Source organism: Aeromicrobium sp. CF4.19, from assembly GCF_051262555.1.
Taxonomy (GTDB): Bacteria; Actinomycetota; Actinomycetes; order Propionibacteriales; family Nocardioidaceae; genus Aeromicrobium.
The window spans coordinates 347,669-373,086 of sequence record NZ_JBIMEU010000002.1 but is presented as its reverse complement, the minus strand read 5'-3'; the positions used below and the strand labels follow the sequence as shown (position 1 = coordinate 373,086).

Genomic DNA, 25,418 nt, shown 5'->3' with positions numbered 1-25,418 from the left:
ATCGTGAGGGCCCGCTGGGCCCTGCCGCTCACCGTCCTGGCCGGACTGCTGTCCGCCGCGGCGTTCGATCCCTTCACCGTCCCGTACGCGATGGTGCTCGGCGTGGCCGTGCTGGTCGTCGTGCTCCGCCGACTGGACCAGGCCCGGGTACGCCTGGTGCTCGCGGTGGGGGCGACCTACGGGTTGAGCTTCATGGCCGTGCTCATCTGGTGGATGAACGCCGTCAGCAACGGCGCCTACGTCGCGCTCGTGCTCGCGCAGGTGGGCGTCTTCGCGATCATCGCGATCCCGCTGCGCTCCGCCCTGCGCCTGCGGTGGTGGCCGTTGTGGGGGGCAGCCGTCTGGGTGGCGGGCGAGTGGTTCCGCAGTTCCTTCCCACTGACCGGCTTCCCGTGGGGACGGCTGGGCCACACGGCCATCGACACCCCGTTCGAGGCCTGGGTGCGCATCGGCGGCATGCCCTGGCTCTCGGCCGTGATGTTCGTCGTCGCGGCGAGCCTGGTGGTGCTCTGCGGGGGAGCGGTCCTGCACCGCGCGCTGGCCGCCGGCGCGATCCTCACGACGATGCTCGTCGGTGCCGTCCTGCCGACGGGCGTGACCGGACAGGACGGGACGGCGGACGTCGCCCTCGTCCAGGGCGACGTCCCCGGCGCCATCCTCTCCTGGCCGCGTGGGGAGATCTTCGCCCTGCACCTGGCCGAGACCCGACGTCTGACCCGGGACGTCGAGGACGGAACGGTCCCCAGGCCCGACGTCGTCATGTGGCCGGAGACGACCGTCGACGTCGACCCGTTCACCAACGAGACGGTGCAGGCCCAGATCGAGGCCACGTCGGCCCGGATCGGTGCGCCGATCCTAATCGGGGCGCTGCTGGACGGACCCACCTCCGACACCGCCTACAACGCCAGCGTCGTGTGGGACGAGGACGGTCCCGGCAGTCGCTACGTCAAGCGCAAGCTCGTCCCCTACGGCGAGTACGTCCCGTTCCGCCAGCTGCTCGGCGACATCGTCCCGCGCGTCGATCGCGACATCCCTCGCGACATGCTGCCGGGGGAGGACTCCGCACCGCTTCGGGTCGGCGGCCTCGTGGTCGGCGGATCGATCTGCTGGGATCTGGCCTACGACGGCATCATCCGGGACGCCGCCGGTGAGGACGTGCAGGTGCTCTCCGGGCAGACGAGCAACGCCGCCTTCACCGGCACCGCCCAGCCCGAGCAGCAGTGGAAGATCTCGCGCCTGCGCGCGCTGGAGACCGGACGCTGGATGCTCGTGCCGTCGACGAACGGCATCAGCGGCGTGGCCGATGCCCACGGCGACGTCGTCGAGCGCGCCCCGATGCACGAGCCGGCCACGATCTCGGTGGAGGTGCCGCTTGCATCGGGTCGGACCCCGGCCCTGGTGGTCGGTCCGTACCTGCAGTGGACGTTGGTCGGCCTCGGCCTGGTCGGCTGGATCCTCGGGTGGCGCACCGGGCGGGGCAGGGGACGGGCCTGATGCGCGTCCTCGTCGTGGTGCCGACGTACGACGAGGCCGAGAGCCTGCCCGACGTGCTGGCCCGCCTGCTTCTCGCCGTGCCCGACGCCGACGTGCTGATCGTCGACGACTCCTCGCCCGACGGCACCGGTGACATCGCCGAGCAGCTGGCCTCGGGCGAGCCGCGGTTGCACGTCCTGCACCGGCCCGGCAAGGAGGGTCTCGGAGCCGCCTACCGCGCGGGCTTCGCGTGGGGCCTGGGCCGCGGGTACGACGTGCTGGTGGAGATGGACGCCGACGGCTCGCACCAGCCCGAGGAGCTGCCAGCCCTGCTCAGGGCGCTGCCGGGGGCCGAGATGGTCATCGGATCGCGCTGGGTGAAGGGTGGGTCGGTCGTCAACTGGCCGTGGTACCGGCGGCTCATCTCCCGTGGCGGCACGTGGTACGCCCGGAGGCTGCTCGCGCTGCCGGTGCACGACACGACAGCGGGGTTCCGGGCGGTGCGCGGCGCCACTCTCGAGCGCATCGGGTACGAGACGATGGCCTCACAGGGGTACTGCTTCCAGATCGACATGACGCGCCGCGTCGACGCCGCCGGGCTGACCACGCTCGAGGTGCCCATCGCCTTCGTGGAGCGTGAGCACGGCCGCTCCAAGATGAGCGGCGCCATCGTGCGCGAGGCACTGTGGCGGGTCACCCTCTGGGGCCTGCAGCGCCGGCTGTGTCGACGTCGACGCGTGGTCCGAGCCGCCTAGGCCGACTTCTTCTTGCGACGGTGCAGGTGCGGCGGACCGATCTCGCCCGACCGCAACAGCTCCAGCCGCTCGGTGAGGATCTCCTCCAGCTCGGACTCCGAGCGACGCTCCAGCAGCATGTCCCAGTGGGTGCGGATGGGCTTCTCGTCCTTCTTGACCGGCTCCGCACCGTCGACCAGACGACCCATGAGCCCGGTCTTGGGGTCCTCCCACTCCAGGGGGATCTCCGCCTCGTCGGCCATCGTGACGGTGAAGGTGTGGCCATCGGCGCACACGTACTGGATCTCTTGACGGGGCGCCATCTCGACGCCGCGCTCGTCCTCGAAGCTCTGGGCCCCCAACCGGGCGCCACGCAATGCTCGTTCAGCCATGGTCACTCCTCTCTCTACCGTTGATCAACGTACGACATCGCCATGAGATTCCCCTGAACACCGGATCACCGCACCTCCAGCGCACGGTCCTCGATCCGGGCCGGCACGGCGAACAGGGCAGCGAGGCCGACGGCGAGCACGATCATGATCCCGATGATGCCCCAGCGGTCGTCCCCACCGACGAAGACGGCGAGCGCGAACAGCGCGGGGGAGAGGAACGACGCGGCACGACCGGTCATGGCGTAGAGGCCGAAGACCTGGCCTTCCTTGCCGACGGGCGTCAGGCGGATGAGGTAGGTCCGGGAGGCGGACTGGGCGGGGCCGACGAACAGGCACAGGACGAGCCCGAAGATCCAGAACATCGTCGAGCCGGAGACGAACAGCAGGACGACGCCGGCGAGGATCATCGCGACGAGCGAGAAGACGATCACGGCTCGCGGGCCGGTCCGGTCGTCGATGCGGCCGGCGAGGATCGCCCCGGCAGCAGCGACGATGTTGGCGACGACGCCGAAGATGATGACGGTGTCGGCCTCGAAGCCGTACACCGAGACGGCGATCACGGCTCCGAAGGTGAACACCCCGGCCAGGCCGTCCCGAAACAGGGCCGAGGCGCCCAGGAAGACCAGGGTCGGTCGCTCCTCGCGCCACATGTGTCGGAGCTCGGCGAAGAGCAGGCGGTAGGAGTCCAGGAAGCCCGTCTTCTCCAGCGGGCTCGCCGTGGCGGGCAGCTCCGGCACGGCGAGCATGACCGGGATCGCGAAGAGCAGGAACCACACGGCCGCCAGCACCGCGACGAGGCGGATGTTCAGGCCGTCCTGGGTGGGCAGGCCGAGGAAGCCGCCGTCACCCGTGACGAAGCCGAAGAAGCAGATCAGCAGCAGGACGATTCCGCCCAGGTAGCCGAAGCCCCACCCGATGCCGGAGACCCGGCCGACGGTCGCGGGGGTGGACACCTGGCGGAGCATGGCGAAGTACGGCACCTGGGCCAGCTCGAACAGCACGGTGCCCAGGGCGAGCAGCACCAGGCCGAGCCAGAGGTAGTGGTAGTCGTCCTTCACGAAGAACAGCCCGCCCATCACCACCACGACGCTCACCGTGAGCAGGCCGAGGGACCGCTTGCGCTGCCCCCCGGCGTCCGAGCGCTGACCCAGGACGGGTGCGAGGACGGCCAGGAACAGGCTCGCCACGGCGATCGAGATGCCCAGCCAGGTGCTCGCGGAGATCCGTCCCGGGAGGTCCTCGCCGACGGCGTCGGTCAGGTAGACCGAGAAGATGAAGGTCACGATGACGGCGTTGAACGCCGCCGACCCCCAGTCCCACAGGGACCAGGCGAGCACCGGCCACGCGCGTCGCTCGCGCCCCACTGCCACGTCCGTCATGCAGGTCTCCAGTCGCCGGTCTCGATGAGCACGTCCTTGAGCAGGTCCGGTCGGTCCGTCACGATGCCGTCGACCCCGATCTCGAGCAAGGATCGCATCTCGTCGGGGTCGTCCACCGTCCAGACGTGCACCTGCAGGCCCAGGTCGTGCGCCCGGGCGACGAACCTCGCGTCGACGACCGTGAATGGACCTCGCCGCACCGGCACCTGCAGGCACTGCGCGCCGGCTCGCACGGCGTGCGCCCGCATCCAGCGCAGCGGGGCGAGGCGGACCGCCGCCACCTCCAGCGGCCCGGCCGAGGTGGCCACGCGCGGCTCCAGGCGACGCATCCTCCTCAGCCGGGACCCGGAGAAGCTCGCGAGGCAGACGCGTTCCACCGCATCGCTCTCCCGCAGGGTCCGCACGGTCGGCTCCACGGCGGCGTCGGACTTGACGTCGATGTTCAGCCGGGCGTCCGGCAGCTCCTCCAGCAGCGTGGTGAGCCGGGGAATCGGCTCGCTCCCGTCGAGCCTGATCTCGTCGACCTGTGCGGAGTCCATCGTCGCGATGGCGTCGGCGCTGCCGACCAGGCGCTCCAGGTCGAGGTCATGGAAGGCGTACACCACCGCGTCGCGGGAGGCGTGGACGTCGGTCTCCAGGTAGCCGCACCCAAGCTCGTCGGCGGCATGGAAGGCCGCCATCGTGTTCTCCAGCCGCTCCATCCCGGGCAGCTGCGCACCACCGCGGTGCGCCATCGGCAGGGGAGTGGGGTGGTCGAAGTAGCGGAACCGCGAGAGGTCGGCCTTCACGAGCACCACGCTATGGCGTGGGGGGTCAGATGTCGCGGAAGGTCTCGATCTGGGCGCCGAGGGCGTTGAGCCGCTCGGCGAGGTCCTCGTAGCCGCGGTTGATGACGTAGACGCTGCGCAGCACCGAGGTGCCCTTGGCGGCGAGCATCGCGATCAGGATGACGACGGCGGGACGCAGGGCCGGCGGGCACACCAGCTCGGTGCCGCTCCAGTGCGTCGGGCCCTCCACGAGCACTCGGTGCGGGTCGAGGAGCTTGACGCGGGCGCCGAGCTTGTTGAGCTCGGTGAGGTAGATCGCCCGGTTCTCATAGACCCAGTCGTGCAGGAGGGTCTGGCCGTCGGCCATCGCGGCGATGACCGCGAAGAACGGCAGGTTGTCGATGTTCAGGCCGGGGAACGGCATCGGGTGGATCTTGTCGATGGGCGCCCGCAGCGTGGACGGATGGGTGGTGATGTCCACCAGCCGCGTCTGTCCGTTCTCGGCGGGGTACTCATCGCTGCGCTCGTAGGCGAAGCCCATCTCCTCCAGCAGGGCGAGCTCGATCTCCATGAACTCGATCGGGACCCGGCGCACCGTGATGCTGGACTGCGTGACGATGGCCGCCGCGATCAGGCTCATCGCCTCGATCGGGTCCTCGCTGGGTGCGTAGTCGACGTCGGTGTTGATCGTCGCGCGACCGGTGACCCGCAGAGTGGTGGTGCCGATGCCCTCGATCTGCACGCCGAGCTTCTCCAGGAAGAAGCACAGGTCCTGGACCATGTAGTTGGGGCTGGCGTTGCGGATGACCGTGACGCCCTCGTACCGCGCCGCGGCGAGGAGCGCGTTCTCCGTGACGGTGTCGCCGCGCTCGGTGAGCACGATGGGGCGTTCCAGGGCCACGCCGGCGCTGGCGGTGGCGTGGTAGCTGCCCTCGGTGGCGACCACCTTCAGGCCGAACGGGCGCAGAGCCGTCATGTGCGGCTCGACCGTGCGGGTGCCGAGGTCGCAGCCACCGGCATAGGGGAGCTCGAAGGACTCGACCCGGTGCATCAGCGGACCGAGGAACATGATGATGCTGCGGGTGCGACGGGCGGCGTCGGCGTCCATCGACTCCAGGTCGAGGGTGGCGGGGACGACGAGCTCGAGGTCGTTCTGGTCGTTGAGCCACCGGGTCTTGACCCCGATGGAGCCCAGCACCTCCAGCAGGCGGTTGACCTCCTCGATCCGGGCCACCTTGCGCAGGATGGTGGTGCCCGCGTTGAGCAGCGAGGCGCACAGCAGGGCCACCCCGGCGTTCTTGCTGGACTTCACGTCGATGGTGCCGGAGAGGGTGGTCCCGCCCTTGACCCGCAGGTGGCTGGGTCCGGAGGTGCCCATCGCGACGATCTCGGAGTCCAGGGCGGTGCCGATGCGGGCGAGCATCTCCAGGGTGAGGTTCTGCTGGCCCTTCTCGATCCGGTTCACGGCGCTCTGGCTGGTGCGCAGCTCATCGGCCAGCTCGGCCTGGGTGAGTCCGCTGTGGTGCCTGGCGTCGCGGATCAGGGTGCCGATGCGCGAGAGGTAGTCCTGCTCAGTCATGTCGTGATCCTATCTCAGATATGAGATAACCCCACCCCGGGGTCATGCGTGGCGAGGCCGCACGAGCAGGGCGACAACCACCCCGGCGACGGTGAGACCCCCAGCCACCACGCCGACGATACCGACGTGGGGGTCGGGGGAGAACAGCTCGATCAGCTCGGCGGCTATCACCTGGCCGGCGATCATCGACAGTCCCAGCACGAGCACGCCGTGCACGCGCACCAGGAGCGCGGCCAGGGCGATGAACCCGACGCCCATCGTGCCGCCCAGGTAGAGCCACCACGTGTCGGGCCAGGAGTCCAGCCGTCCGGGGCGCAGCAGGCTGACGGGGTAGAACAGGGCAAGCGCGGCCGTGCCCACCATGAAGTTGTTGAGCGTCGTCGCCCACGGTCCACCGACGGCCGAGACCCGTCCGTTCATCGCCTGCTGCAGTGCCGCACCGGCGCCGGCCAGGAGGGGGAGCACGGCGAGCAGCACCAGCGTCGGGTCGAGGTCGTCGCGGAGCCGTTCGCCGGCGGCCAGCAGCACCGCCAGTACCGCGAACGCGGCGGCGATCGCCCGAGGCGTGCTGAACGGGAGGCGCCCGGAGGGTCCCAGGCCACGGTGGTCGACGAGCAGCGCCGAGGCAGACTGCCCGGCCGTCACCGCGACGGTGAAGAGGGCGACGCCGATCGTCCCCACCGTGAGGCCCTGCGTCACCACGAGGTAGGCGCCGAAGAGCCCCCCGACGAGCTCACGTGCCCGCAGCCTGCGGTCCCGGACCGCCACCACGAGACGTCGCGCACCGGCACGTCCGGAGGAGGTGGACAGGGTGATCACGGCCACCACCAGGAGCCCGGACCCGAAGCTCACCAGGGCTGCGGCGATGGCGGCCCGCGGGCCGGAGCCGAGACCCTCGGCGAGACGACCGTTCAGCGCGGACTGCCCGGCGACGAGCCCCCCGGCCAGCAGCATGATCGGAACGGCCGCGATCCGCAGTCCCCGCGAGGCCACCCCTGCAGCGTCGAGGGTCGGGGCCGTCACGGGGTCGTCAACGTGTCACCCGGCACGAGCAGGCGGGTGTCCCGGACGCCGGAGTGGGCGACGACGTGGCCCCAGTAGATGCCGTGGGCAGCCTCGGCCACCACCGCGTCGTGGATGGGGAACAGGGTCGTCGGGGCGACGCGCACGGCGAACTCGACCGTCTCGCTCACCTTGGCCCAGGGAGCGGTGAGCGGCAGGGCCAGCACGTCGACACCAGGAGGTGCGTACTCGTACGTGTCGCCCGGGTGGAAGAGCGTCGTGGCGCCGTCGTCGATGAGGACACCGACGTTGGCGACCAGGGGGATCGAAGGCAGGATCTCGGCGTGCCGACTGCCGACGCCACGCACCACGAGGTCGCCGATCCGGCACTCGCGGCCGTCCTCGTTGACGTTCCAGCGGTCCGACCCCTGCAGCGCCGCGGTCTCGGGGTCGCACAGAAGCAGGGCGTCGGGATTGGCCTCCACCAGGCGGCCGCTGCGCTCGGGATCGAGGTGGTCCGGGTGCTGGTGGGTCACGATGATCGCGTCGAGTCCCGTCAGCTCGAAGGCCTCCGGTCCGCTGAAGGTGCCCGGATCGATGAGGACGCGGGTGTCGTCGGTGGACACGAGGAGGGTGGCGTGCCCGAGGCGCATGATGTCCATCGCTCCATGATGCCCTCTACCTGATGCGCTGCACCCATCCGTGTGCCACGCGGTGTCGAACGTCGGGCATGGGCCTGTACGCGGACTTCCACGCCTGGCTGAGCGGGTCCACGGCGCGATGGACCGTCCGCTACGGGGACTCGCTCCGGTTGGGAGGTCTCGACGTCGCCGATCCGGCCACCTGGCGGGTGCCGACCCGACACGGCGAGGTGCCCTGCGAGGTCTACCGACCCTCCGGCGTCGAGGGACCGCTGCCGGTGCTCGTGCACCTGCACGGCGGTGCGTTCATCATGCGGCACCCCCGGATGGACGACTTCTGGTGCCGCTTCGTCGCGGCCGAGGCCGGCGTCGCCGTGGTGAACGTCGACTACGCCGTGGCCCCGCGGCATCGCTACCCGGTGGCGCACGAGCAGGTGCACGACGTCATCGCCTGGGTGCAGCAGCGCGCCGCGGACCAGGGACTCGACGGCGGACGGCTCGGCGTCAGCGGCTTCAGCGCCGGCGGCAACCTGGCGGCGTCGGCATGCCTGCGCGCCCGCGACGAGCAGACCTTCACGGCCCGGTTGCAGCTGCTCGGGGTCCCGTCGCTGGACGTCTCGACGAGCGACAAGCCCTCGACCCTCGCCCACCCGATGATCTCGCCGCGGACGGTCCGCCTCGTGCGCGCCGCGTACTTCAAGGACGAGACCCGGCGCACCGAGCCCTACGCGTCACCCGCGCTGGCCGGGTCCCTGACCGGTCTGCCGCCGGCCATGGTGCTGACCGCCGAGCACGATGCACTGCGGGCCGAGGGGGATGGCTACGCCCATCGGCTCCGGGCCGCCGGCGTCGAGGTCGAGCACGTCGTCGTGCCTCGACGCGACCACTACTTCCTCGACGGGAGCGATCCGACGCAGGCCCGGGGGCTGATGGGGCAGATGGCCTCGGCGGTGCGTCGTCACCTGCGCTGAGCCGACTCCCGCGCCGCGGGCACCACCAGCGCGGACGGAACCAGCAGGAGCGCCACCACCAGCAGTGCGTCCAGCGTGCCGACCCGGTCGGCGAGGAAGCCCACGAAGGGAGGACCCGCGAGGAAGGCGGTGTAGCCGATCGTCGAGACGACGCTGACGCGCGCCGCCGCACCGCGGGGGTCGTCCGCCGCGGCGCTCATCCCCACCGGGAAGCCGAGCGAGGCCCCCAGCCCCCACAGCAGGACGCCCACGATCGCGAGCTCCGTGCTGCCGCCGAGCACGGTCAGGAGGACACCGACCGCGGCGAGCGCCATCGTGCTCCAGAGCACGGCGACCCGACCGTGCCGGTCCAGCAGCGCCGGGCCCACGAGACGCCCGGCCGTCATCGCCGTGACGAAGGCGGCGAAGCCCGCCGCGCCCGCCCACTCCGGCAGGGCGTAGCCATCGATGAGGGCCACGGCCAGCCAGTCGTTGGCGGTCCCCTCGGTGAGCGCCAGCGCGAGGACCATGAGCCCGATGAACAGGGTCTTGGGCTCCAGCCAGGCGCGCAGCATCCCACCGGACTCGTGGTCGTCGGTCGAGGGCTCCGGCCCCGCTTCGGCCGCCAGGAGCCGACCGACCGCGGACCACGTGACGGCAAGGGCCACGACGACGGCCGCCACGAGGTGGGGGACGATGCCGAGACCGAGCCAGACGGCGACGGCGCCGCCCCCGGCGCCGAGCACGGTGCCGAGGCTGAAGCCCGCGTGGAAGCGCGGCATGATCGTGCGGCCGAGCCGCCGCTCGACCTCGGCGCCCTCCAGGTTCATGGCCACGTCCCAGGTGCCGACCCCGAAGCCCATCAGCACCAGGCCCGCAGCGGTCAGCGGCGCCCACCCGAGCACCTCGGCAGCCACGGCGGCGAGGACCACACCACCGGCCACCAGGCCCGCCGCGACGGAGATGACCGTCCTGGCACCCAGACGCTGCACGAGCCAGCCCGCCGTCGGCAGACCGGAGAGCGAACCGATGGAGATGGCCAGGAGGAGCACCCCCAGGCGGCCCGGGGACAGCTCGAGATCGTCGCGCACCGCCGGGATGCGCGCCATCCAGGAGGCGAAGATGAACCCGTTGGCGATGAAGACCGCCGCCACGCCGTCCCGGGCCCGACGGGTGGCGAGGACGTCACCCACGCCGATGATCCGACGTCGGACCGAGGGGAGGGGATGGACTCACCCGATGAGCCTAGGGGGTCCTCCGCCGGCTGCGGAGGCGGCGCCAGGCGCCCGTCGACCACACTGCCCACAGCACCAGGAACGGCTGGAAGAGCAGCCGGGTGAGTCGCGCGGAGTCGGTGTCCAGGCCGAAGGCGTCGGTCCCCTCGAGGTACTGCGCGACGTTGCCCGGGAAGACCGCCACGAAAAGACCGGCCACGAGCCACCCCACGAGTGCGCGGTGACGGGGGAGAAGCACGAGGGCCAGCCCCAGGGCGATCTCCACGACGCCGGAGGCGAGGACGACGACGTCGGCGTCCACCGGGAACCACTGCGGCACCTGCGCCCGGAACTGCTCGCGGCTCCAGAAGTGCGCGGTGCCGGCGAGCACCAGGAAGGCCGCCAGGAGCCAGCGGGCGATCGTGCGCGGGAGCTCGGTCATGGCCGCCAGCGTGGCACGGGTCCACGCGCCTCGCCCGGCAGGTTGTGGAGCCGGTCAGGGGAGTCGTAGCGTCGTCGGGTGCCCACTCGCGAACAGATCGTCACCTTCGACGACGACGCAACGCCACCCGGCGTCTCGCCATGGGTGGACGGCGCCGGACCCGAGACAGGGATCGAGGTCGTGGAGCCCGCCCCCTCCTGGCCGGCCCGCTTCGCTGAGATCGAGTCCCTCGTGCGCGCTGCCGTCGGAGCGACGGCTCTCGGCGTCGAGCACGTCGGGTCCACCGCGGTGCCCGGCCTGGCCGCCAAGCCCATCATCGACGTCGACCTGACGGTGCCGGACCCCGCCGACGAGGCCGCCTACGTGCCGCAGCTGGAAGAGGCCGGGTTCGCCCTCATCGTCCGCGAACCCTGGTGGCACGAGCACCGATGCCTACGTCTCGCTGATCCTCGGTGCAACCTGCACGTGTTCGGGACGGACAGTCCCGAGCTCGTCCGACACCGCATCCTGCGGGACTGGCTGCGCGATCACCCCGACGAGCGCGACCTCTACGCGCGCACCAAGCGGGACGCTGCGGCTGCAGCGAACCAGGCCGGCGAGCACGTCATGCAGTACAACGCCCGCAAGCAGGACGTGGTGCGGGCGATCTGCGCACGCGCCTTCGCCGATAGGCTCCCCGGGTGAGCGACGCCGACCTGTACAGCACCACCGTCGGCGAGTCAGGGGATCCCGTCGTCTTCCTGCACGGCCTGTTCGGCCAGGGAAAGAACTTCACGCAGATCGCCAAGGCGCTCCAGCCGGACTTCCGTTCGCTCCTGGTGGACCTGCCCAACCACGGGCGCTCGCCGTGGACCGACCACTTCGACTACGTCGAGTGCGCCGACCTCGTGGCCGAGCACCTGCGCTCGGGCTTCGCCCAGGACGGCCCCGTCGACGTCGTCGGGCACTCCATGGGGGGCAAGGTGGCGATGCTCCTGGCACTGCGCCACCCCGAGCTGGTCCAGCGGCTCGTCGTCGCGGACATCTCGCCCGCACCCAGCGACGGCGCGGGAGAGTTCGAGCACCTGCTCGGCAGTCTCGCGCAGGTGGACCTCTCCGCGGTGGAGCGGCGCGGCGACGCCGATGCCCAGCTGCGCGACTCCATCGAGGACGAGCGGGTGCGCGGCTTCCTGCTGCAGAACCTGCGCCAGTCGACCGAGGGCTACGCCTGGCAGGCCAACCTCGACGTCCTCCGCCGTGACCTCGCGACCATCGGAGGCTGGCCGGAGATCGACGTGCACTTCGACCACCCGGTCCTGTGGATGGCCGGCGAGCGCTCGGACTACGTCACCGAGGAGGCGGAGGGGCCGATGCGACGGCTCTTCCCGCGGACCCGGCAGCTGACCATCAAGGGCGCAGGGCACTGGGTGCACTCGGAGAAGCCGGAGGCGTTCACGTCCGCCCTGCGGGTCTTCCTGTCCGCCGACGACTGAGTCGCCCGCGTCACAGCCCGTGCCGGCCCAGGAACGTTCGGACGGTCGCGTCGTAGGCCTCAGCCTGCTCGAGGTTCGGGTAGTGGGCCGCGCCGGGCAGCTCGACGTACGCGGCCCCATCGACGAGATCGACCAGACGCCGGCCGTTGGCGAGGTGGTCGTCGCCGTCGAGCGTGCCGTTGAGCACGAGCAGTGGCACCGCGAGACCGGCGACGCGTTCCCAGGTCTGCGCGACCGGTGTCGGTCGCGTCGGTGGGACGGGAGCACCGTGCTCGTCCGGACGGACGTGCTCGGTGAGGGTCTCCAGCGCCATGCGGTGCACCAGTGCGGTGACCTCGGAGTCGACCTCCTCGGGACGCCGATGCGGCCCGTGCGTGAAGCGCATGAACACCTCCAGCCAGCGCTCGGCGTCGCCGGCCGCCTCGGCAGCCGCCCAGTCGGCGAAGGCCTGGATCGCCCACGGCTCGGTGAACACGGGCTCGCTCGCCCCGGTGCCGGAGACGACGATCCCCGCACAACGGTCCGGGTGCTCGAGGGCGACGTCCACCGACGTGCCGCCACCCATCGAGACCCCGGCCAGGACGGCCGACGCGACGTCGAGCGCGTCCAGGAGGGCGACCACGTCGTCCGCGAGCCGGTAGGGCTGCGAGGCGTCGGAGGAGCCGCCGTGCCCGCGGGCGTCGGGGGCGATGACGCGACGCTCGGGGAAGGCCTCGAGCTGGGGTCGCCACGCGCGGTGGTCGCTGGCGCCACCGTGCAGCAGGACGAGAGGAACCCCGGGCTCGTCCGCCGTGGAGGGCACGTCGACGAACGTGACGTCGTGGTCGGCGAGGCGGCGGTGCTGGAGATCAGTCATGACACCCAAGGTGTCATAGGATCGACATGATGACAACCAAGGTGTCATGATGGTGCGATGCCGACCCCGCTGCCCGCCGACGCCCTGGCCTCCCGACTCGCCGAGGTGTACCTCGTCGTGGGACCGCTGTACCGGAAGGTCGCGCGCGTCGTGGAGCGGGACGAGCCCGTGATGGGGATGTCGACCGGCGTGCGCGCCGTGCTCGACCAGCTGCAGCGCGACGGTGACGTCACGGTCCCGGCCATCGCCGCGGAGCAGGACCTGAGCCGTCAGTTCGTCCAACGGATGGTCCACGAGGCCAGGGACGCCGGGTTCGCGGACCTCGTCGACAACCCGCAGCACCGGCGATCCTCGCTGGTTCGACTGACCCCCCGGGGGAGCGAGGCGATCGCGGCGGTGACGGCGCGTGAGCACCGCCTGATGGGTCGCGTCGCCGGCGACCTCACCGACGCCGACGTCGACACGACGCTCCGCGTGCTGCGCTGCATGATCGAGGGTCTGGACGACGTCGAGCGCAGCGCGACGTGACGACGGGCCACGATGCTGGACACCCGGGGCATCGCACGGGAGGATCACGGGCATGAGCAGGGGAGCGCAGCAGGAGCGGCTGCGCGAGCTCGTCCTCATGCGGCGCGTCCGCGACCGCATCGACCGCGACTACGCCCAGCCGCTGGACGTCCCGGCACTGGCCGCTCACGTGCACCTCTCCGCCGGCCACCTGAGTCGGCGGTTCAAGGCGGCCTACGGCGAGTCGCCGTACTCCTACCTGATGACGCGGCGCATCGAGCGCGCCATGACGTTGCTGCGCCGCGGTGACCTGGGCGTCACCGAGGTCTGCTTCCGCGTCGGCTTCTCCTCGCTCGGCACCTTCAGCACCCGCTTCACCGAGCTGGTCGGCACGACGCCGAGCGCGTACCGGCGCCTGGACGACCCCGTGGCGCGGGGCATCCCGCAGTGCGTCGCCAAGCAGGTGACCAGACCGGTCAGGAATCGAGAAGCCACCGCACGGGTCGCGCACCTAGCGTGAGTGCCATGGACATCGTCATCCACTTCGCCTTCCTCCCGCACCTCGATGCCGAGGAGTCCCTCATCTTCTACCGCGACGTGCTGGGCTTCGAGGTCCGCAAGGACGTCGGCGGCGGGGAGCACCGCTGGCTGACCGTCGGGCCACCGGCGCAGCCCCAGACCTCCGTCGTGCTGCACCCGCCGACGGCCGACCCGACGCTCAGCGAGGACGAGCAACGGACGATCCTCGAGCTCATCGCCAAGGGGAGCTACGGCGCCATCACCCTCGCGACGCACGACCTCGACGCCGCCTTCGAGCGGATCGAGGCCGCCGGCGCCGAGGTCCTGCAGGAACCGGCCGACCTCGGGTACGGCGTCCGGGACTGCGCGTTCCGCGACCCGGCCGGCAACCTGGTGAGGATGAACCAGCTGTGAGCCTCGCGATCGACGTCATCACCCTCGGCGTCCCGGACGTGCCCGCCGCCCGCACCTTCTACGCCGCAGCCCTCTCGCCGGAGGTGACGGACCAGGGCGGTTCCGTCGACCTCGACCTGCACGGTCGTGGGCACGTCGGCCTGCTCGATGCCTTGCCGCTCGCCGCCGAGACCGGTGCCACCCCGGCGACCTCGGGCTTCCGCGGCTTCGTGCTGAGCTGTGTCGTGGACCAGCCCGGGGAGGTCCGCGCGATCGAGCAGGCCGCGACGGCGGCGGGAGCCACGGTGCGCAAGCCCGCGAAGAAGGGGTTCTTCGGTGGCTTCACCGGGGTCCTGCAGGCCCCGGACGGGGCGGTGTGGAAGCTCGCCGCGCCCCATCGCAAGGACAAGGCCCAACCCCGGCTTCCTCCCCGGCCCACCGAGACGGGTGTGATCCTCGGTGTCGCCGACCCGGTGGCGTCACGGGACTTCTATTCCGCGCTCGGCCTCACGGTGGACCGCGACTACGGGGCGAAGTTCATCGACTTCGCGGTCGAGCCCGACACGAGCCGCCTCGGCCTGATGACGCGAGCGGCGCTGGCCGAGGACGCCGGTGTCGACGACGACGGCGGCTCGAGTGACCTCGTCCTGCACCGGCGGGCCGAGTCACGCGAGGAGGTCGAGACCCTGCTGGAGGCAGCCACCGCCGCCGGCGGCCGGATCGTCGCCCCTGCCGCCGAGCAGAGCGGGGGCGGCTACGGCGGACACTTCGCCGATCTCGACGGATTCCTCTGGAAGGTGGGCACTGCCGCATGACGCACACAGCCGACGAGCACGACCTGATCCGCGTCCTGGGGGCGCGCGAGAACAACCTCAAGGACGTCAGCGTCGAGATCCCCAAGCGGCGACTGACCGTGTTCACGGGGGTCTCCGGCTCGGGGAAGAGCTCCCTGGTCTTCGCGACCGTCGCCGCGGAGTCGCAGCGCCTCATCAACGAGACCTACAGCGCCTTCCTGCAGGGGTTCATGCCGACCCTGGCACGACCCGACGTCGACGCCCTGGAGGGACTGACCACGGCGATCATCGTCGACCAGGAACGCCTGGGCGCCAATCCCCGCTCGACGGTCGGCACGGTCACCGACGCCTACGCGATGCTGCGCATCCTGTTCAGCCGTCTCGGCGAGCCCTTCGTCGGCCCCCAGACCGCCTTCTCCTTCAACATCCCGACCCGCAGGGCCAGCGGCGTGATGACCACGGAGAAGGGCGGGCGGACCGAGAAGGAGATCGTCCGGGACGAGGTGTACCTCGGCGGCATGTGCCCGCGGTGCGAGGGCACGGGCTCGGTCAACGACTTCGACCTGACCGCGATCTACGACGCCGAGAAGTCCCTCACGGACGGCGCCCTGCTGGTCCCCGGCTACAGCATGGACGGGTGGTACGGCCGGATCTTCGGCGGCGCCGGGCTGCCGATGGACAAACCGGTGGGCGAGTTCAGCGACGACGAGCGCGAGCTCCTGCTGAACGCGGAGCCGACGAAGATCAAGGTCGAGGGCTCCAACCTCACCTACGAGGGCGTGCTGACCAAGGTCCGCAAGTCGATGCTCAGCAAGGACGTCGAGGCGATGCAGCCGCACGTCCGGCGCTTCGTGGAGAGCGCAGTCACCTTCACCCGGTGCCCGGAGTGTGATGGCACCCGGCTCACCGCTGCGGCCCTGTCGTCGAAGATCGACGGCGTCAACATCGCCGAGGTGTCGGCGATGCAGATCACCGACCTGGCGGCGTGGGTCCGCGACCTCGAGGCACCCAACGCCGCCCCGCTGCTGAAGGGCCTGCGGCACACCCTGGACTCCTTCGTCGCGCTCGGGCTGGGCTACCTCAGCCTCGACCGACCGTCGGGCACGCTCTCCGGCGGCGAGTCGCAGCGCATCAAGATGCTGCGACACCTCGGCTCGTCGCTCACCGACGTCACCTACGTCTTCGACGAGCCGACGATCGGCCTGCACCCGCACGACATCGCCCGGATGAACGACCTGCTCCTGCAGCTGCGCGACAAGGGCAACACCGTGCTCGTGGTGGAGCACAAGCCCGAGTCCATCGCGATCGCCGACCACGTCGTCGACCTCGGCCCGGGCGCAGGGTCCGGGGGAGGGGAGGTGGTCTTCGAGGGCACCGTCGACGCGCTGCGCGAGAGCGACACCATGACGGGACGGCACCTGCACTACCGCGCCTCCCTCAAGGACGAGGTCCGCACCGCCCGCGGGGCGCTGGAGGTCCGGGGGGCGTCCGAACACAACCTGCAAGACGTCGACGTCGACCTGCCCCTCGGCGTCCTGACCGTCGTCACGGGAGTGGCGGGGTCGGGCAAGAGCTCGCTGATCCACGGGTCGGTCGCGCAGCGTGAAGGCGTCGTCGCGATCGACCAGGGCGCCATCAAGGGCTCGCGCCGCAGCAACCCGGCCACGTACTCCGGTGTGCTCGAGCCCATCCGAAAGGCCTTCGCCAAGGCCAACGGAGTCAAGCCCGCGCTGTTCTCGGCCAACTCCGAGGGTGCGTGCCCGGCGTGCAAGGGCAACGGGGTCATCTACACCGAGCTCGGCTTCATGGAGACGGTCTCCACGCCGTGCGAGGACTGCGACGGCAAGCGGTTCCAGGCCTCGGTGCTGGAATATCACCTGGGGGGCCGGGACATCAGCGAGGTGCTCGCGATGTCCGTCGCCGAGGCCGAGGCGTTCTTCGCCGACGGTGACGCGAGCGTGCCGGCGGCCCACAGGGTGCTGGCGCGCCTGGCCGACGTCGGCCTCGGGTACGTCAAGCTCGGCCAGCCCTTGACCACCCTGTCCGGCGGCGAACGCCAGCGCTTGCGGCTGGCGGCGCAGATGGGGGACAAGGCCGAGGTGTACGTCCTCGACGAGCCGACCACCGGTCTGCACCTGGCCGACGTGGAGAACCTGCTGGGTCTGCTGGACCGACTGGTCGACTCCGGCCGCTCGGTCATCGTGATCGAGCACCACCAGGCCGTCATGGCGCACGCGGACTGGATCATCGACCTCGGGCCCGGCGCCGGGCACGACGGCGGCCGTGTGGTCTTCGAGGGAACGCCGGCCGACCTCGTGGCCGCGCGGTCCACCCTCACCGGCGAGCACCTCGCCGAGTACGTCGGGGCCTGAGCCCACACCGGGCGGCCCTCAGACCGCTCCGGTGAGGAGGACGAGCCGCTGGGTCGCGCGGGTCATGGCGACGTAGCGGTCGACCGCGGCCTCGTGGCCGGCGCCGAGCTGGTCCGGACCCAGGAGCACGACGAGGTCGAACTCCAGGCCCTTGGCCAGCTCCGGCGTCAGTATGCGGACCCGCGACGTCTCGGGAACCTCGACGCGCATGCCCGCAGGCGCGATGACGCACGCGACGCCGTCGGCCTCCTCATCGAGCCACCCGTCGAGGATCCTGCCGAGCTCGGGCACCGTGCCGTGCTGCACGGGCACCCCGGTGGCGCGGACGGAGGTCGGCACGTTGGCGTCGGGGAGCACGGCCCGGATCACCGGCTCCGCCTCGGTCATGATCTCTTCGGGCGTACGGTAGTTGATGGAGAGAGTCGCGACGTCGATGCGATCCAGCCCGACCCGCTCGAGGCGCTGCTGCCATGACTCGACGAACGCCTCACGGGCCTGTGCCCGGTCGCCGACGATCGTGAAGCTCCGCGACGGGCAGCGTTGCAAGAGCACCTGCCACTCCGCGTCAGTGAGCTCCTGGGCCTCGTCGACGACCACGTGCGCGAACGGCCCGGCGAGCTCGTCCGGGTCAGCCGTCTCGCGTCCCGCGTCGTCGACGAGGCTGTTGCGCAGGTCCTGGCCGCGCAGCATCGACATGACCATCAGGTCGGAGTCGTCGGCAGCGACAAGGTCGTCGACGACCCGGTCCATCTGCTCGCGCTCGGCCGCCGCGGCGGCCTCGTCGCGACGTCGGCGAGCCGACGCCCCTCGGTCTCCGACCCGCCGACGGGCGGCGTCGAGCAGGGGAAGGTCGCTCGTGGTCCACGGCTCACCCTCGTCGCGCCGCAGCAGATCGACCTCGGCGGGGGAGAGCCACGGGGCGCAGCGGCGCAGGTAGGCCGGCACGGACCACAGGTCGGCGACGACGTCGGTGGCCTCCAGCAGGGGCCAGGCACGTTGGAACGTCTCCACGAGGTCCTCGTCGGCCGTCAGGGCACGGCGCAGGAGGTCGGGGGAGAGGTCCTCGTCCTCATCGTGCTGGTCCAGCAGGATATCGACGATCGCCTCCCAGACCTGCTCGCGCGCCTCGTTGTGCGGGGTTCCGGGGTCCGGTGCGGCAAACGCCTCCGCCCAGTCCGTCGCGGTGAGCCGGACCTCGGCCCACGGCGTCTCCACCAGCAACGACACCGTGGGCGGCTCCTCGTGCAGGGCGACGGCGGGCTCGATCGCATCGACCATGCGCGCGTTGGCCTTGAGCCGGGCGACCTGCGGCACGTGCTCGGGCCGCGCAGTCGCGCCCTCGGGGACGAGGTCGCGCAGCGTGCAGGTCTGCACACCCTCCTCACCCAGGCTCGGCAGGACGTCGCCGACGTAGGCCAGGTAGGGGGAGTGGGGGCCGACGAACAGCACGCCGCCCCGTCGGTGGTCCACCCTCGGGTCGGAGTGCAGCAGGTAGGCGGTGCGGTGCAGCGCCACCACCGTCTTGCCCGTTCCCGGGCCACCGTCGACCACCAGCGCCCCCTGCGAGCCGGCACGGACGATGGCGTCCTGATCGGCCTGGATGGTGCCGAGGACGTCACGCATCCTGCTCGACCGGTCGGCTCCCAGGCTCGCGATGAAGGCGGACTGGTCGTCGAGGGCGGCGTGCCCCTGCAGTCCGTCAGCGGTGAATACCTCGTCCCAGTAGTCACTGACCCGCCCCTGCGTCCAGCGGTAGCGACGCCGGCTCGCCAGGCCCATCGGGTCGGCGTGCGTCGCACCGAAGAAGGGCTCGGCGGCGGGGGAGCGCCAGTCGATGAGCAGCCTTCGCCCGTCGCGATCGGTCAGACCCAGACGGCCGACGTAGACGGGAGTGGAGCCGTCAGCCGGCACCATCCGGCCCAGGCACAGGTCCATCCCGTGGCTGCCCAGGACCCGCAGGCGCGAGCTGAGGCGGCGGACCTCCTGGTCGCGCTCAACGGCAGCCTGGCCATCGCCTGCCGGCGCCTTCAACAGCTCGGCCCGACGCGATTCCTGCTCGACGATCGACTGCTCCAGGCTGCGGGCGATCGCCGCGAGGTGATCTGCATCAGGGCCGACGAGGCTCGGCTCGGCCTTGGCCGCGAGGCGCTCGGGGAGGTCGAAGACCCCGTCCCCGGCCGCCGGGGCCGGCTGTGGATCCTGCGTCATCTCATGCTCCGTTTCCCCTGCAACGACAGTGTCAACGGGCGATTCTGCGCCACCCCGGGGGGCTTGTGGCAAGCCCCCGTGTGCGCTATACAGTGAGAAGGGACAGGGGGAGACCTCCTGTCCCTTCGTGCGGTTCCGGGCCGGTGGGCACCCGTCACGACGTGCGTCGTCGGGTTCGACGCGTACGGTGGTGACATGACTGAATCGAACATCCAGGCGAACGGCGACACTGGTGAGCAGATCGGCGCCATCACCGGGAACACCACGGAGAACGACCCGCAGGAGTGGGTCAGCGGCGACGAGCCGATGACCGGCGCGCAGCGCAGCTACCTCGACACGCTGGCGCGCGATGCCGACGAGACCTTGTCGGCCGACCTCACGAAGGCCGAGGCCTCCGAGCACATCGAGAGGCTCCGGACGAGCCTGGGCCGCGAGGACTGAGCGCGACCCCGGTGAACGGCTCGCCCCGACGGCCCACTGTCCGTCAGAAGTTGTACATCGCCAAGAAGTTGCCGTCGAGCTCGATCTCAGGGTCCTGCGAGGCGTCCACCCACGGGATCTCGGCCTTCTTCTGCAGGTAGTGGTTCGCCAGCGGGGTCGACGGAGCCGGCGCGCTGCCGTCCAGCGCCGCCTGGACGGCCTCGACAAGCCTGGCCAGCGACTTCTCGTTCGCCTTGCCGTCCATGAGTGCCTTGGTGGAGCGCGGGTCGCTCCCGACGGCCACGTTCAGCTGCGCCTGCTCGCCCTCGCCCTCCACCCAGATGTGCTGGAGCTTGGGGTTCGACATCTTGGCCTTCTCGCGGACGACGAGCTTGCGGCCCTCGGTGTGCACGGCGAGGATGCGCGCGTTCTTGTTGTTCTGCACGACGCCGAGCGCGGCGTCGAAGACGCCGCCGGGCGACGACGAGATGCTGATGGATTCCTGGCGTGCTGCGCGCATGGTGTTCCCCCTGGGCTCTGTTGGTGGGACCGAACCTACTCGTGGCGGTCAGGACGGGGCCGAGGAGGGTGCGCCGTGGTGACGCGCCCGCGCGAACCGCGCTCCACTCTCGCTCCACTCTCCACATGTCCGATAATGCACATTATGTCAACTGCGGCATCTTGGGGAGGGGACTCCGGTGCCTGAGGACGACGTCGACAGCCGTGAGCGGTCCGGAGGTGCGGAATGGCTCACGGCTGGGCACCACCGATGGAAGAACAGCGCCTCCGGCCGCCGAGCCCAGCTGAGCACCCGACGCGAGGCCAAGCTGCGTAACCAGGGCACCAGCATGGTCTTCTTCGGCAGAATCGCCGTCTCGTCCGATCCACGCAACCAAGTGCGCCAATCGACCACGATCGCCTTCAGCGGGGAGAACATGGGCCGTATCCTCGACGCAGTGCTCCAAAGCGATGACCGCGGTGCACACGACGCGCTCGAGGACGGCTTCGGTGAGGCGTTTGGTGGGTCAGCTTCCTTGGAGATCACGAGCGCGGAGACCTACCGATGAGCATCCTCGCGGTCATCTTCACTTGCCCCTGTTGACAACTGCCCCGCGAGCGCGGCCGGAGGCTCGCGGACCCTGTCCCGGTAGCTGCCAACAGCATCCGCGAGCGGGTGGCGCGAGACGTTTTCCGATTCGCGGACATTCCCAGGTGAGGCATCGAGTATGTATCGCATGGGGTTTCGTGAGTCAGGCCCTACCCATGCTCACGCTCTTGCGGGACACTGACACCGAATCTCCGAAAGAGGCCAGCCATGATCACCCATATCACTCTCCGAACGAAGGCCGCGATCGCCGCCACCGTCACGGCCGGGATCGGCCTCACAGTAACTGGCGCCGTCATGGCAGCAGCCTCCGACGAGAACACCGAGCGGACACAGTCGGCCGACGCCAGCGCGGCAGCCTCGCGAGCTCCCGTTGGCAGGCAGAACCTCGAAACCGAGCGCGACCCCAGCGACCCACTCGAAGCGAGGTCGATCGTCCGCGATCAAATCCACGCTGACTACTCCAACCGAGGCCTCGCCAGCATCCGCACCACAGGGCCGAAAAGCCTCACCGTGAACTGGAAGAACAGAGCACCCCAAGAGATCCGCGATGCATTCGCGAGTCGACCATTCGGAGTCACCATTCGCCTGGTCGAGGGAGCCAACTACTCCCGTGAGGAGACTGCCCGCGCCACCCAGCCCGTCGTGAACCACCCCGATGCACAGAACCTTTGGAAGGTCGTCGGCGCCGGCGGTGACGGGAACGGCACCGGCATCGTCGTCTTCCTCACCCGCAAGGACCCTTCCCCCGAAACACGGCATGCGATCGCCCAGGCCGCTGGGATCCCCCTCACCGACATCACGTTCACTTTCGAGAAGTCGGCACCGACCCCCCTTCTTGGACACCACGAATAAAGAGTCGTAGTTCTACGTCGCAATTTTCGGCTTAATTCTTGACAAATCACCCTGCTCTGGCGAAACTCTTGCGGAAACACCACTCTCCTGAGTGCCCGATCCCAGAAATAAGGGGGCGAGTCCGTGAGCAAATCAACCAGAATGATCACGGCGAGAAGGCGCGCCATCGCCGTCGCACTCGTCATCGGACTCGCAGCAACATCCGCCACCGCATACGGCGCAAATGTGCCAGCGCCTAAAGCGGAAGAGCCGGCACACAGCGACATCAAAGAAGCACCCGGCCCATTCAGCGTGCTTCTACCCCCACCCGAAATCGACCCCGACTCACCCGCGGCGAAGCAATACCTCAGCTTCAAGCACGATCTCACCGAGAAAGTAGACGCCCACTCCCTTCTCGCCGACCAGGTCAAGGCCCACGGTTACACGAAGGGTTGGGCCGGCACGATCGTTGACACCGAGAACAACTCCCTGACCGTGCACTGGAAGGGCGAAGCCCCTGCTGAGTACCGCGACAGCCTGGCCAAGCAGCCCTACGGCGTCAGAGTCGATCTCAAGGAAGGGGCGAAGTTCTCCCGCATCGAGGAAAAAGCAGCCGTTGAGCGAGTCGTCAGCGATGAGCGCGCCGAGAACGGCTGGAACGTTGTGGGGGCAGGCGCCATGCCTGACGGCAGCGGCATCAAAGTCTACGTGACTACCAACTCAATGCGATCGCAAGACCAAGACGCTTTAGCGGAAACGGCACAAGTCGACGCCACCGACGTGAAGTATGAGTTCGAGGAAAGGGCACCCACCCTCACCAGCAGATCGGTCTCGAACCCACCTTGGCGCGGAGGTATCCGGACCGAGTCAAGCGGCGAAGGTTGCACTTCGGGATATGCCGCCCTCCTTGGCAGCGCTGGACGCCTGCTTTCGGCCGCACACTGCCGCATCGGAGGCTCAACCACACACGACGGCCGCACCATCGCAACCGCTAGCAACCACTTCTACCGATCCGAAGTCGACCTACTCGCCATGGATCCGTCCGCCTCGCCAGCCACCCAACCCAAGGTCTACGTCGGCCACTGGAGCTCCTCGCAGATCCGTGGCGTCCGGAACTGGAGCTCGAACAATGTCGGCGACGACGTTTGCGGCTCCGGCGCCACCCTCGGCACCAAATGCGGAAAAATCACCATGGACGACTACGCCTACCCTGGCTTGCAGGGCAGCTGGTACATCAGGGCTCGCAATAACGGCCTCGGAATGGTCGCCCAAGGCGACAGCGGTGGCCCTGTCTACGACACCTACGCGAACGGCGAAAAACAGGCCCGGGGAATAATACTTGCCGGCCATACAACCCAGTGGACCTGCCAGGACCGCAACTCGGACGCCGGCGGCGCACAGTGCTTCAGCACGCTCATTTACCTCCCAATAAGCGTCGCCCTCAACAAGTTCGGCTACAGCCTCGAGGTCGATTAAGCAGCAAGGCCCTTTCGGCGGCTCAGTGTCCCTGGAGATTCACAAGCGCTGAGACTGCCAGAAGCAGCGCTCGAGGGGGTACCGCCCGCCAACCTGCCGACGCCGCCCTGCGCGGGGGGTCTCTGGCGAGGCCGACACCTCGCCAGAGACCCCCCACCCGCGGCCTCATGCTGCTCATGATGGCCTGTGGTCGGGCGGCTGGTCTGAGAATGGCCGGCTCGCGATGCGCTCCGAGACCCGCCTGCTGCGGTTGAACCAATCGCATACTCTGCCTTGGCTAGAGCCCCAGGTCATCCCCCTCCACGCAGCCGACGCAGCAGTCCCGATGGCCTGCCACCTCGCCCCTGACCGAGGCAGCACAACCTGCAGCGAGTGCTTGATGAGCCCATCGCCTGCTACGAAATCCCTACAGCAGATCATCGGCGGCCGCGGCCAGATGCCTACCCTCTCATCCAGGTGATTTCGTCTCGGCTGACTTGGTCTCTGCTGGTGCCGGGCGAAGCGCCCTCACCTGCGGCGTGGGCGGCGAAACCGAACGCGGTCATCGTGGTCACTTCCCAACGTGGTGGCACATCAAACTCGGCGGTGACGGCGTCAAGAGGGATCCGCCCGGCGCGAGGACTCGCGCGAGCTCACCCAGCGTCTCCGGGACGTCCGCCGGCGCAGCGTGTATGAGCGAGAACCACGCGAGTATCCCGCCGACCGACGCAGTTGCGATGGGCAGCGCAACGAGAGATGGGCAGCGCAACGAGATCCGCGACGAGGAGGCTGACGTGCGGGAACCGCTCGCGAGCTGACGACACGAAGCGCGCTGAAGCGTCCACACCAACCACGTTGCGCTGTCCGTTGGCCGAGAGCACGTCGGTCCAGTGCCCAGGCCCACAGCCAGCGTCCAGAATGCGACCGGCCGTGGCATCACGCCAGGATTCGATCGTCGCTAGGTCCTGCGGCGCCATCTGTTCAACCGAACCCAGCTTCGCGACATACTCGTCCGCGCGGGCGTCGTACGCAGCGGTGACGTCGGCTCTCAGCACACGCGGATCCTAGACGGGCACGACTTGGCGCCTGCTGGCACTCGGCGGAGAGCGCAGAACCGTTCAGGCTCGCCATCGCCCCACTCGGCTCGTCCAGGTGAGCCGAGCCCGCTAGCCGAGGAACCCGCGCAACAACCAGGCCGTTCCTTCGAGGTGCTGTGCCATCGCTGCCTCCGCTGCCGGCCCGTCACCGTCCCGGATGGCCCTGACCACGAGCTCGTGCTGGTCCTGGGAGTGCTCCAGGTTGGTCGGCAGCAGCGGAATGCACTCCAGCAGCTCGTTGACCCGGGCCCGAGCATCCGCGACCACCGCGACCAGGCTCGGCGAGCCGCTCAGCTCGGCGACCCTCAGGTGCAGCTGGGCATCGAGCGGGCGGTACTGAGCAGGATCGGCAGCCTCCAGGTCGGCGAGAGCCGACGTGATCCGCTCGCGCCCCTCGCGACCGGCTCGCTCCGCAGCCAGCCGGGCCGCCGCCGGCTCGACGACCGCGCGCAGCGTGAGCACGTCCTCCACCACCACCGTGTCCGGCAGGGGTCGCTCAGCCGACGGGGCGGGCAGCAGGTCGGCGATGTAGGTGCCGCCGTATCTCCCCCGCTGCACCGACACGTAGCCCGCCACCTGCAGCTCCCCCAGCGCCTCGCGCAACGTCGCGCGGGAGATCCCGAGCTGCTCGGACAGCACCCGCTCCGCCGGCAGCTTCGACCCCGGGCCGAACTCGCCGAGACGGATCATCCGCAGCAGGTGCTCCATGGTCTCCTCGAAGACGTTGCCTGAGCGCACCCTCGCCAGAACCGGCGCACCGCTTGGGACCGGATCGCTGGGGGAATCTGCCATGTCGCCCACGGTAGTTGGTGG

27 protein-coding genes are annotated in these 25,418 nt (G+C 70.0%); 14 read left to right on the top strand and 13 right to left on the bottom strand.

The genetic code is table 11. The features are described from left to right. The first annotated feature begins 3 nt into the window (after positions 1-3). Complete coding sequence (gene lnt, locus ACHAAC_RS06410; RefSeq protein WP_435715225.1) at positions 4-1,494, top strand: apolipoprotein N-acyltransferase; 1,491 nt, start codon at positions 4-6, stop codon at positions 1,492-1,494. Then, complete coding sequence (locus ACHAAC_RS06405; protein ID WP_435715224.1) at positions 1,494-2,228, top strand: polyprenol monophosphomannose synthase; 735 nt, start codon at positions 1,494-1,496, stop codon at positions 2,226-2,228. Before lnt ends, ACHAAC_RS06405 begins: the two co-directional genes overlap by 1 nt. Here the strand turns inward: ACHAAC_RS06405 and ACHAAC_RS06400 are convergent. The 6 genes from ACHAAC_RS06400 to ACHAAC_RS06375 form a co-directional block, all read right to left on the bottom strand. Then, positions 2,225-2,599: an RNA polymerase-binding protein RbpA gene (locus ACHAAC_RS06400; protein WP_435715223.1), complete on the bottom strand. Its 375-nt coding sequence runs from the start codon at positions 2,597-2,599 to the stop codon at positions 2,225-2,227. The genes ACHAAC_RS06405 and ACHAAC_RS06400 overlap by 4 nt on opposite strands. A gap of 65 nt (positions 2,600-2,664) precedes the next feature. Then, the gene (locus ACHAAC_RS06395; protein ID WP_435715222.1) at positions 2,665-3,978 is read right to left on the bottom strand and encodes an MFS transporter; all 1,314 of its coding nucleotides are present in this window, start codon (positions 3,976-3,978) and stop codon (positions 2,665-2,667) included. Next, on the bottom strand, positions 3,975-4,766 hold the full coding sequence (locus tag ACHAAC_RS06390; RefSeq protein WP_435715221.1) for a glycerophosphodiester phosphodiesterase: 792 nt from the start codon (positions 4,764-4,766) through the stop codon (positions 3,975-3,977). Before ACHAAC_RS06390 ends, ACHAAC_RS06395 begins: the two co-directional genes overlap by 4 nt. A 25-nt stretch (positions 4,767-4,791) precedes the next feature. Then, complete coding sequence (locus ACHAAC_RS06385) at positions 4,792-6,324, bottom strand: helix-turn-helix domain-containing protein (protein ID WP_435715220.1); 1,533 nt, start codon at positions 6,322-6,324, stop codon at positions 4,792-4,794. A 42-nt stretch (positions 6,325-6,366) separates the two neighbouring features. Further along, on the bottom strand, positions 6,367-7,347 hold the full coding sequence (locus tag ACHAAC_RS06380) for a DMT family transporter (RefSeq protein ID WP_435715219.1): 981 nt from the start codon (positions 7,345-7,347) through the stop codon (positions 6,367-6,369). Continuing rightward, on the bottom strand, positions 7,344-7,988 hold the full coding sequence (locus ACHAAC_RS06375; protein WP_435715218.1) for an MBL fold metallo-hydrolase: 645 nt from the start codon (positions 7,986-7,988) through the stop codon (positions 7,344-7,346). Before ACHAAC_RS06375 ends, ACHAAC_RS06380 begins: the two co-directional genes overlap by 4 nt. A gap of 68 nt (positions 7,989-8,056) precedes the next feature. Between ACHAAC_RS06375 and ACHAAC_RS06370 the strand changes: the two genes are divergently transcribed. Next, complete coding sequence (locus ACHAAC_RS06370; RefSeq protein ID WP_435715217.1) at positions 8,057-8,938, top strand: alpha/beta hydrolase; 882 nt, start codon at positions 8,057-8,059, stop codon at positions 8,936-8,938. On the opposite strand, the gene ACHAAC_RS06365 is transcribed toward ACHAAC_RS06370, so the two are convergent. Next, the gene (locus ACHAAC_RS06365) at positions 8,926-10,110 is read right to left on the bottom strand and encodes an MFS transporter (RefSeq protein ID WP_435715216.1); all 1,185 of its coding nucleotides are present in this window, start codon (positions 10,108-10,110) and stop codon (positions 8,926-8,928) included. The two genes, ACHAAC_RS06370 and ACHAAC_RS06365, sit on opposite strands and share 13 nt — an antisense overlap. A 52-nt stretch (positions 10,111-10,162) precedes the next feature. Then, the gene (locus ACHAAC_RS06360; RefSeq protein WP_435715215.1) at positions 10,163-10,573 is read right to left on the bottom strand and encodes a DoxX family protein; all 411 of its coding nucleotides are present in this window, start codon (positions 10,571-10,573) and stop codon (positions 10,163-10,165) included. Between the two features lie 78 nt (positions 10,574-10,651). Here ACHAAC_RS06360 and ACHAAC_RS06355 point away from each other — a divergent pair, with 78 nt between their 5' ends. Beyond that, the gene (locus tag ACHAAC_RS06355) at positions 10,652-11,257 is read left to right on the top strand and encodes a GrpB family protein (protein ID WP_435715214.1); all 606 of its coding nucleotides are present in this window, start codon (positions 10,652-10,654) and stop codon (positions 11,255-11,257) included. Beyond that, the gene (locus ACHAAC_RS06350) at positions 11,254-12,045 is read left to right on the top strand and encodes an alpha/beta fold hydrolase (RefSeq protein WP_435715213.1); all 792 of its coding nucleotides are present in this window, start codon (positions 11,254-11,256) and stop codon (positions 12,043-12,045) included. Before ACHAAC_RS06355 ends, ACHAAC_RS06350 begins: the two co-directional genes overlap by 4 nt. A 10-nt stretch (positions 12,046-12,055) precedes the next feature. Here the strand turns inward: ACHAAC_RS06350 and ACHAAC_RS06345 are convergent, their stop codons facing one another. Then, the gene (locus ACHAAC_RS06345; protein ID WP_435715212.1) at positions 12,056-12,901 is read right to left on the bottom strand and encodes an alpha/beta fold hydrolase; all 846 of its coding nucleotides are present in this window, start codon (positions 12,899-12,901) and stop codon (positions 12,056-12,058) included. A gap of 57 nt (positions 12,902-12,958) precedes the next feature. Here ACHAAC_RS06345 and ACHAAC_RS06340 point away from each other — a divergent pair, with 57 nt between their 5' ends. Genes ACHAAC_RS06340 through ACHAAC_RS06320 form a run of 5 tightly spaced genes read left to right on the top strand, consistent with a single transcriptional unit; the run spans position 12,959 to position 17,486 of the window. Next, positions 12,959-13,429, top strand: a complete 471-nt coding sequence (locus ACHAAC_RS06340; protein WP_435715211.1) for a MarR family winged helix-turn-helix transcriptional regulator — start codon at positions 12,959-12,961, stop codon at positions 13,427-13,429. 52 nt (positions 13,430-13,481) lie between these two features. Next, positions 13,482-13,928 carry a helix-turn-helix transcriptional regulator gene (locus ACHAAC_RS06335; RefSeq protein WP_435715210.1) on the top strand — a complete coding sequence of 149 codons (447 nt, stop codon included), beginning with the start codon at positions 13,482-13,484 and terminating at the stop codon, positions 13,926-13,928. Positions 13,929-13,933: 5 nt separating this feature from the next. Next, complete coding sequence (locus ACHAAC_RS06330) at positions 13,934-14,341, top strand: VOC family protein (RefSeq protein ID WP_435715209.1); 408 nt, start codon at positions 13,934-13,936, stop codon at positions 14,339-14,341. After that, positions 14,338-15,135 carry a VOC family protein gene (locus tag ACHAAC_RS06325; protein WP_435715208.1) on the top strand — a complete coding sequence of 266 codons (798 nt, stop codon included), beginning with the start codon at positions 14,338-14,340 and terminating at the stop codon, positions 15,133-15,135. The genes ACHAAC_RS06330 and ACHAAC_RS06325 overlap by 4 nt, the downstream gene beginning before the upstream one ends. Further along, the gene (locus tag ACHAAC_RS06320) at positions 15,132-17,486 is read left to right on the top strand and encodes an ATP-binding cassette domain-containing protein (protein WP_435715207.1); all 2,355 of its coding nucleotides are present in this window, start codon (positions 15,132-15,134) and stop codon (positions 17,484-17,486) included. Before ACHAAC_RS06325 ends, ACHAAC_RS06320 begins: the two co-directional genes overlap by 4 nt. An 18-nt stretch (positions 17,487-17,504) precedes the next feature. On the opposite strand, the gene helR is transcribed toward ACHAAC_RS06320, so the two are convergent. Continuing rightward, positions 17,505-19,694 (bottom strand): RNA polymerase recycling motor ATPase HelR, encoded by a 2,190-nt coding sequence (gene helR, locus ACHAAC_RS06315; protein WP_435715206.1) that lies wholly within the window; start codon positions 19,692-19,694, stop codon positions 17,505-17,507. Positions 19,695-19,889: 195 nt separating this feature from the next. On the opposite strand from helR, the gene ACHAAC_RS06310 reads away from it, so the two are divergent. Further along, complete coding sequence (locus ACHAAC_RS06310) at positions 19,890-20,135, top strand: DUF3072 domain-containing protein (protein WP_435715205.1); 246 nt, start codon at positions 19,890-19,892, stop codon at positions 20,133-20,135. Between the two features lie 43 nt (positions 20,136-20,178). On the opposite strand, the gene ACHAAC_RS06305 is transcribed toward ACHAAC_RS06310, so the two are convergent. Further along, on the bottom strand, positions 20,179-20,634 hold the full coding sequence (locus ACHAAC_RS06305; protein WP_435715204.1) for a hypothetical protein: 456 nt from the start codon (positions 20,632-20,634) through the stop codon (positions 20,179-20,181). Between the two features lie 178 nt (positions 20,635-20,812). On the opposite strand from ACHAAC_RS06305, the gene ACHAAC_RS06300 reads away from it, so the two are divergent. The 3 genes from ACHAAC_RS06300 (at position 20,813) to ACHAAC_RS06290 (ending at position 23,529) form a co-directional block, all read left to right on the top strand. Next, the gene (locus ACHAAC_RS06300; protein ID WP_435715203.1) at positions 20,813-21,181 is read left to right on the top strand and encodes a hypothetical protein; all 369 of its coding nucleotides are present in this window, start codon (positions 20,813-20,815) and stop codon (positions 21,179-21,181) included. A 248-nt stretch (positions 21,182-21,429) separates the two neighbouring features. Continuing rightward, positions 21,430-22,074 (top strand): hypothetical protein, encoded by a 645-nt coding sequence (locus tag ACHAAC_RS06295; protein ID WP_435715202.1) that lies wholly within the window; start codon positions 21,430-21,432, stop codon positions 22,072-22,074. A gap of 123 nt (positions 22,075-22,197) precedes the next feature. Next, positions 22,198-23,529, top strand: coding sequence for a hypothetical protein (locus ACHAAC_RS06290; RefSeq protein ID WP_435715201.1), 1,332 nt, complete (start codon positions 22,198-22,200; stop codon positions 23,527-23,529). A gap of 632 nt (positions 23,530-24,161) precedes the next feature. On the opposite strand, the gene ACHAAC_RS06285 is transcribed toward ACHAAC_RS06290, so the two are convergent. Continuing rightward, a complete protein-coding gene (locus tag ACHAAC_RS06285) occupies positions 24,162-24,485 on the bottom strand; it encodes a methyltransferase domain-containing protein (RefSeq protein WP_435715517.1) in 324 nt (107 codons plus the stop codon). A 189-nt stretch (positions 24,486-24,674) separates the two neighbouring features. Then, complete coding sequence (locus tag ACHAAC_RS06280) at positions 24,675-25,397, bottom strand: FadR/GntR family transcriptional regulator (RefSeq protein ID WP_435715200.1); 723 nt, start codon at positions 25,395-25,397, stop codon at positions 24,675-24,677. Between the last annotated feature and the right edge of the window lie 21 nt (positions 25,398-25,418).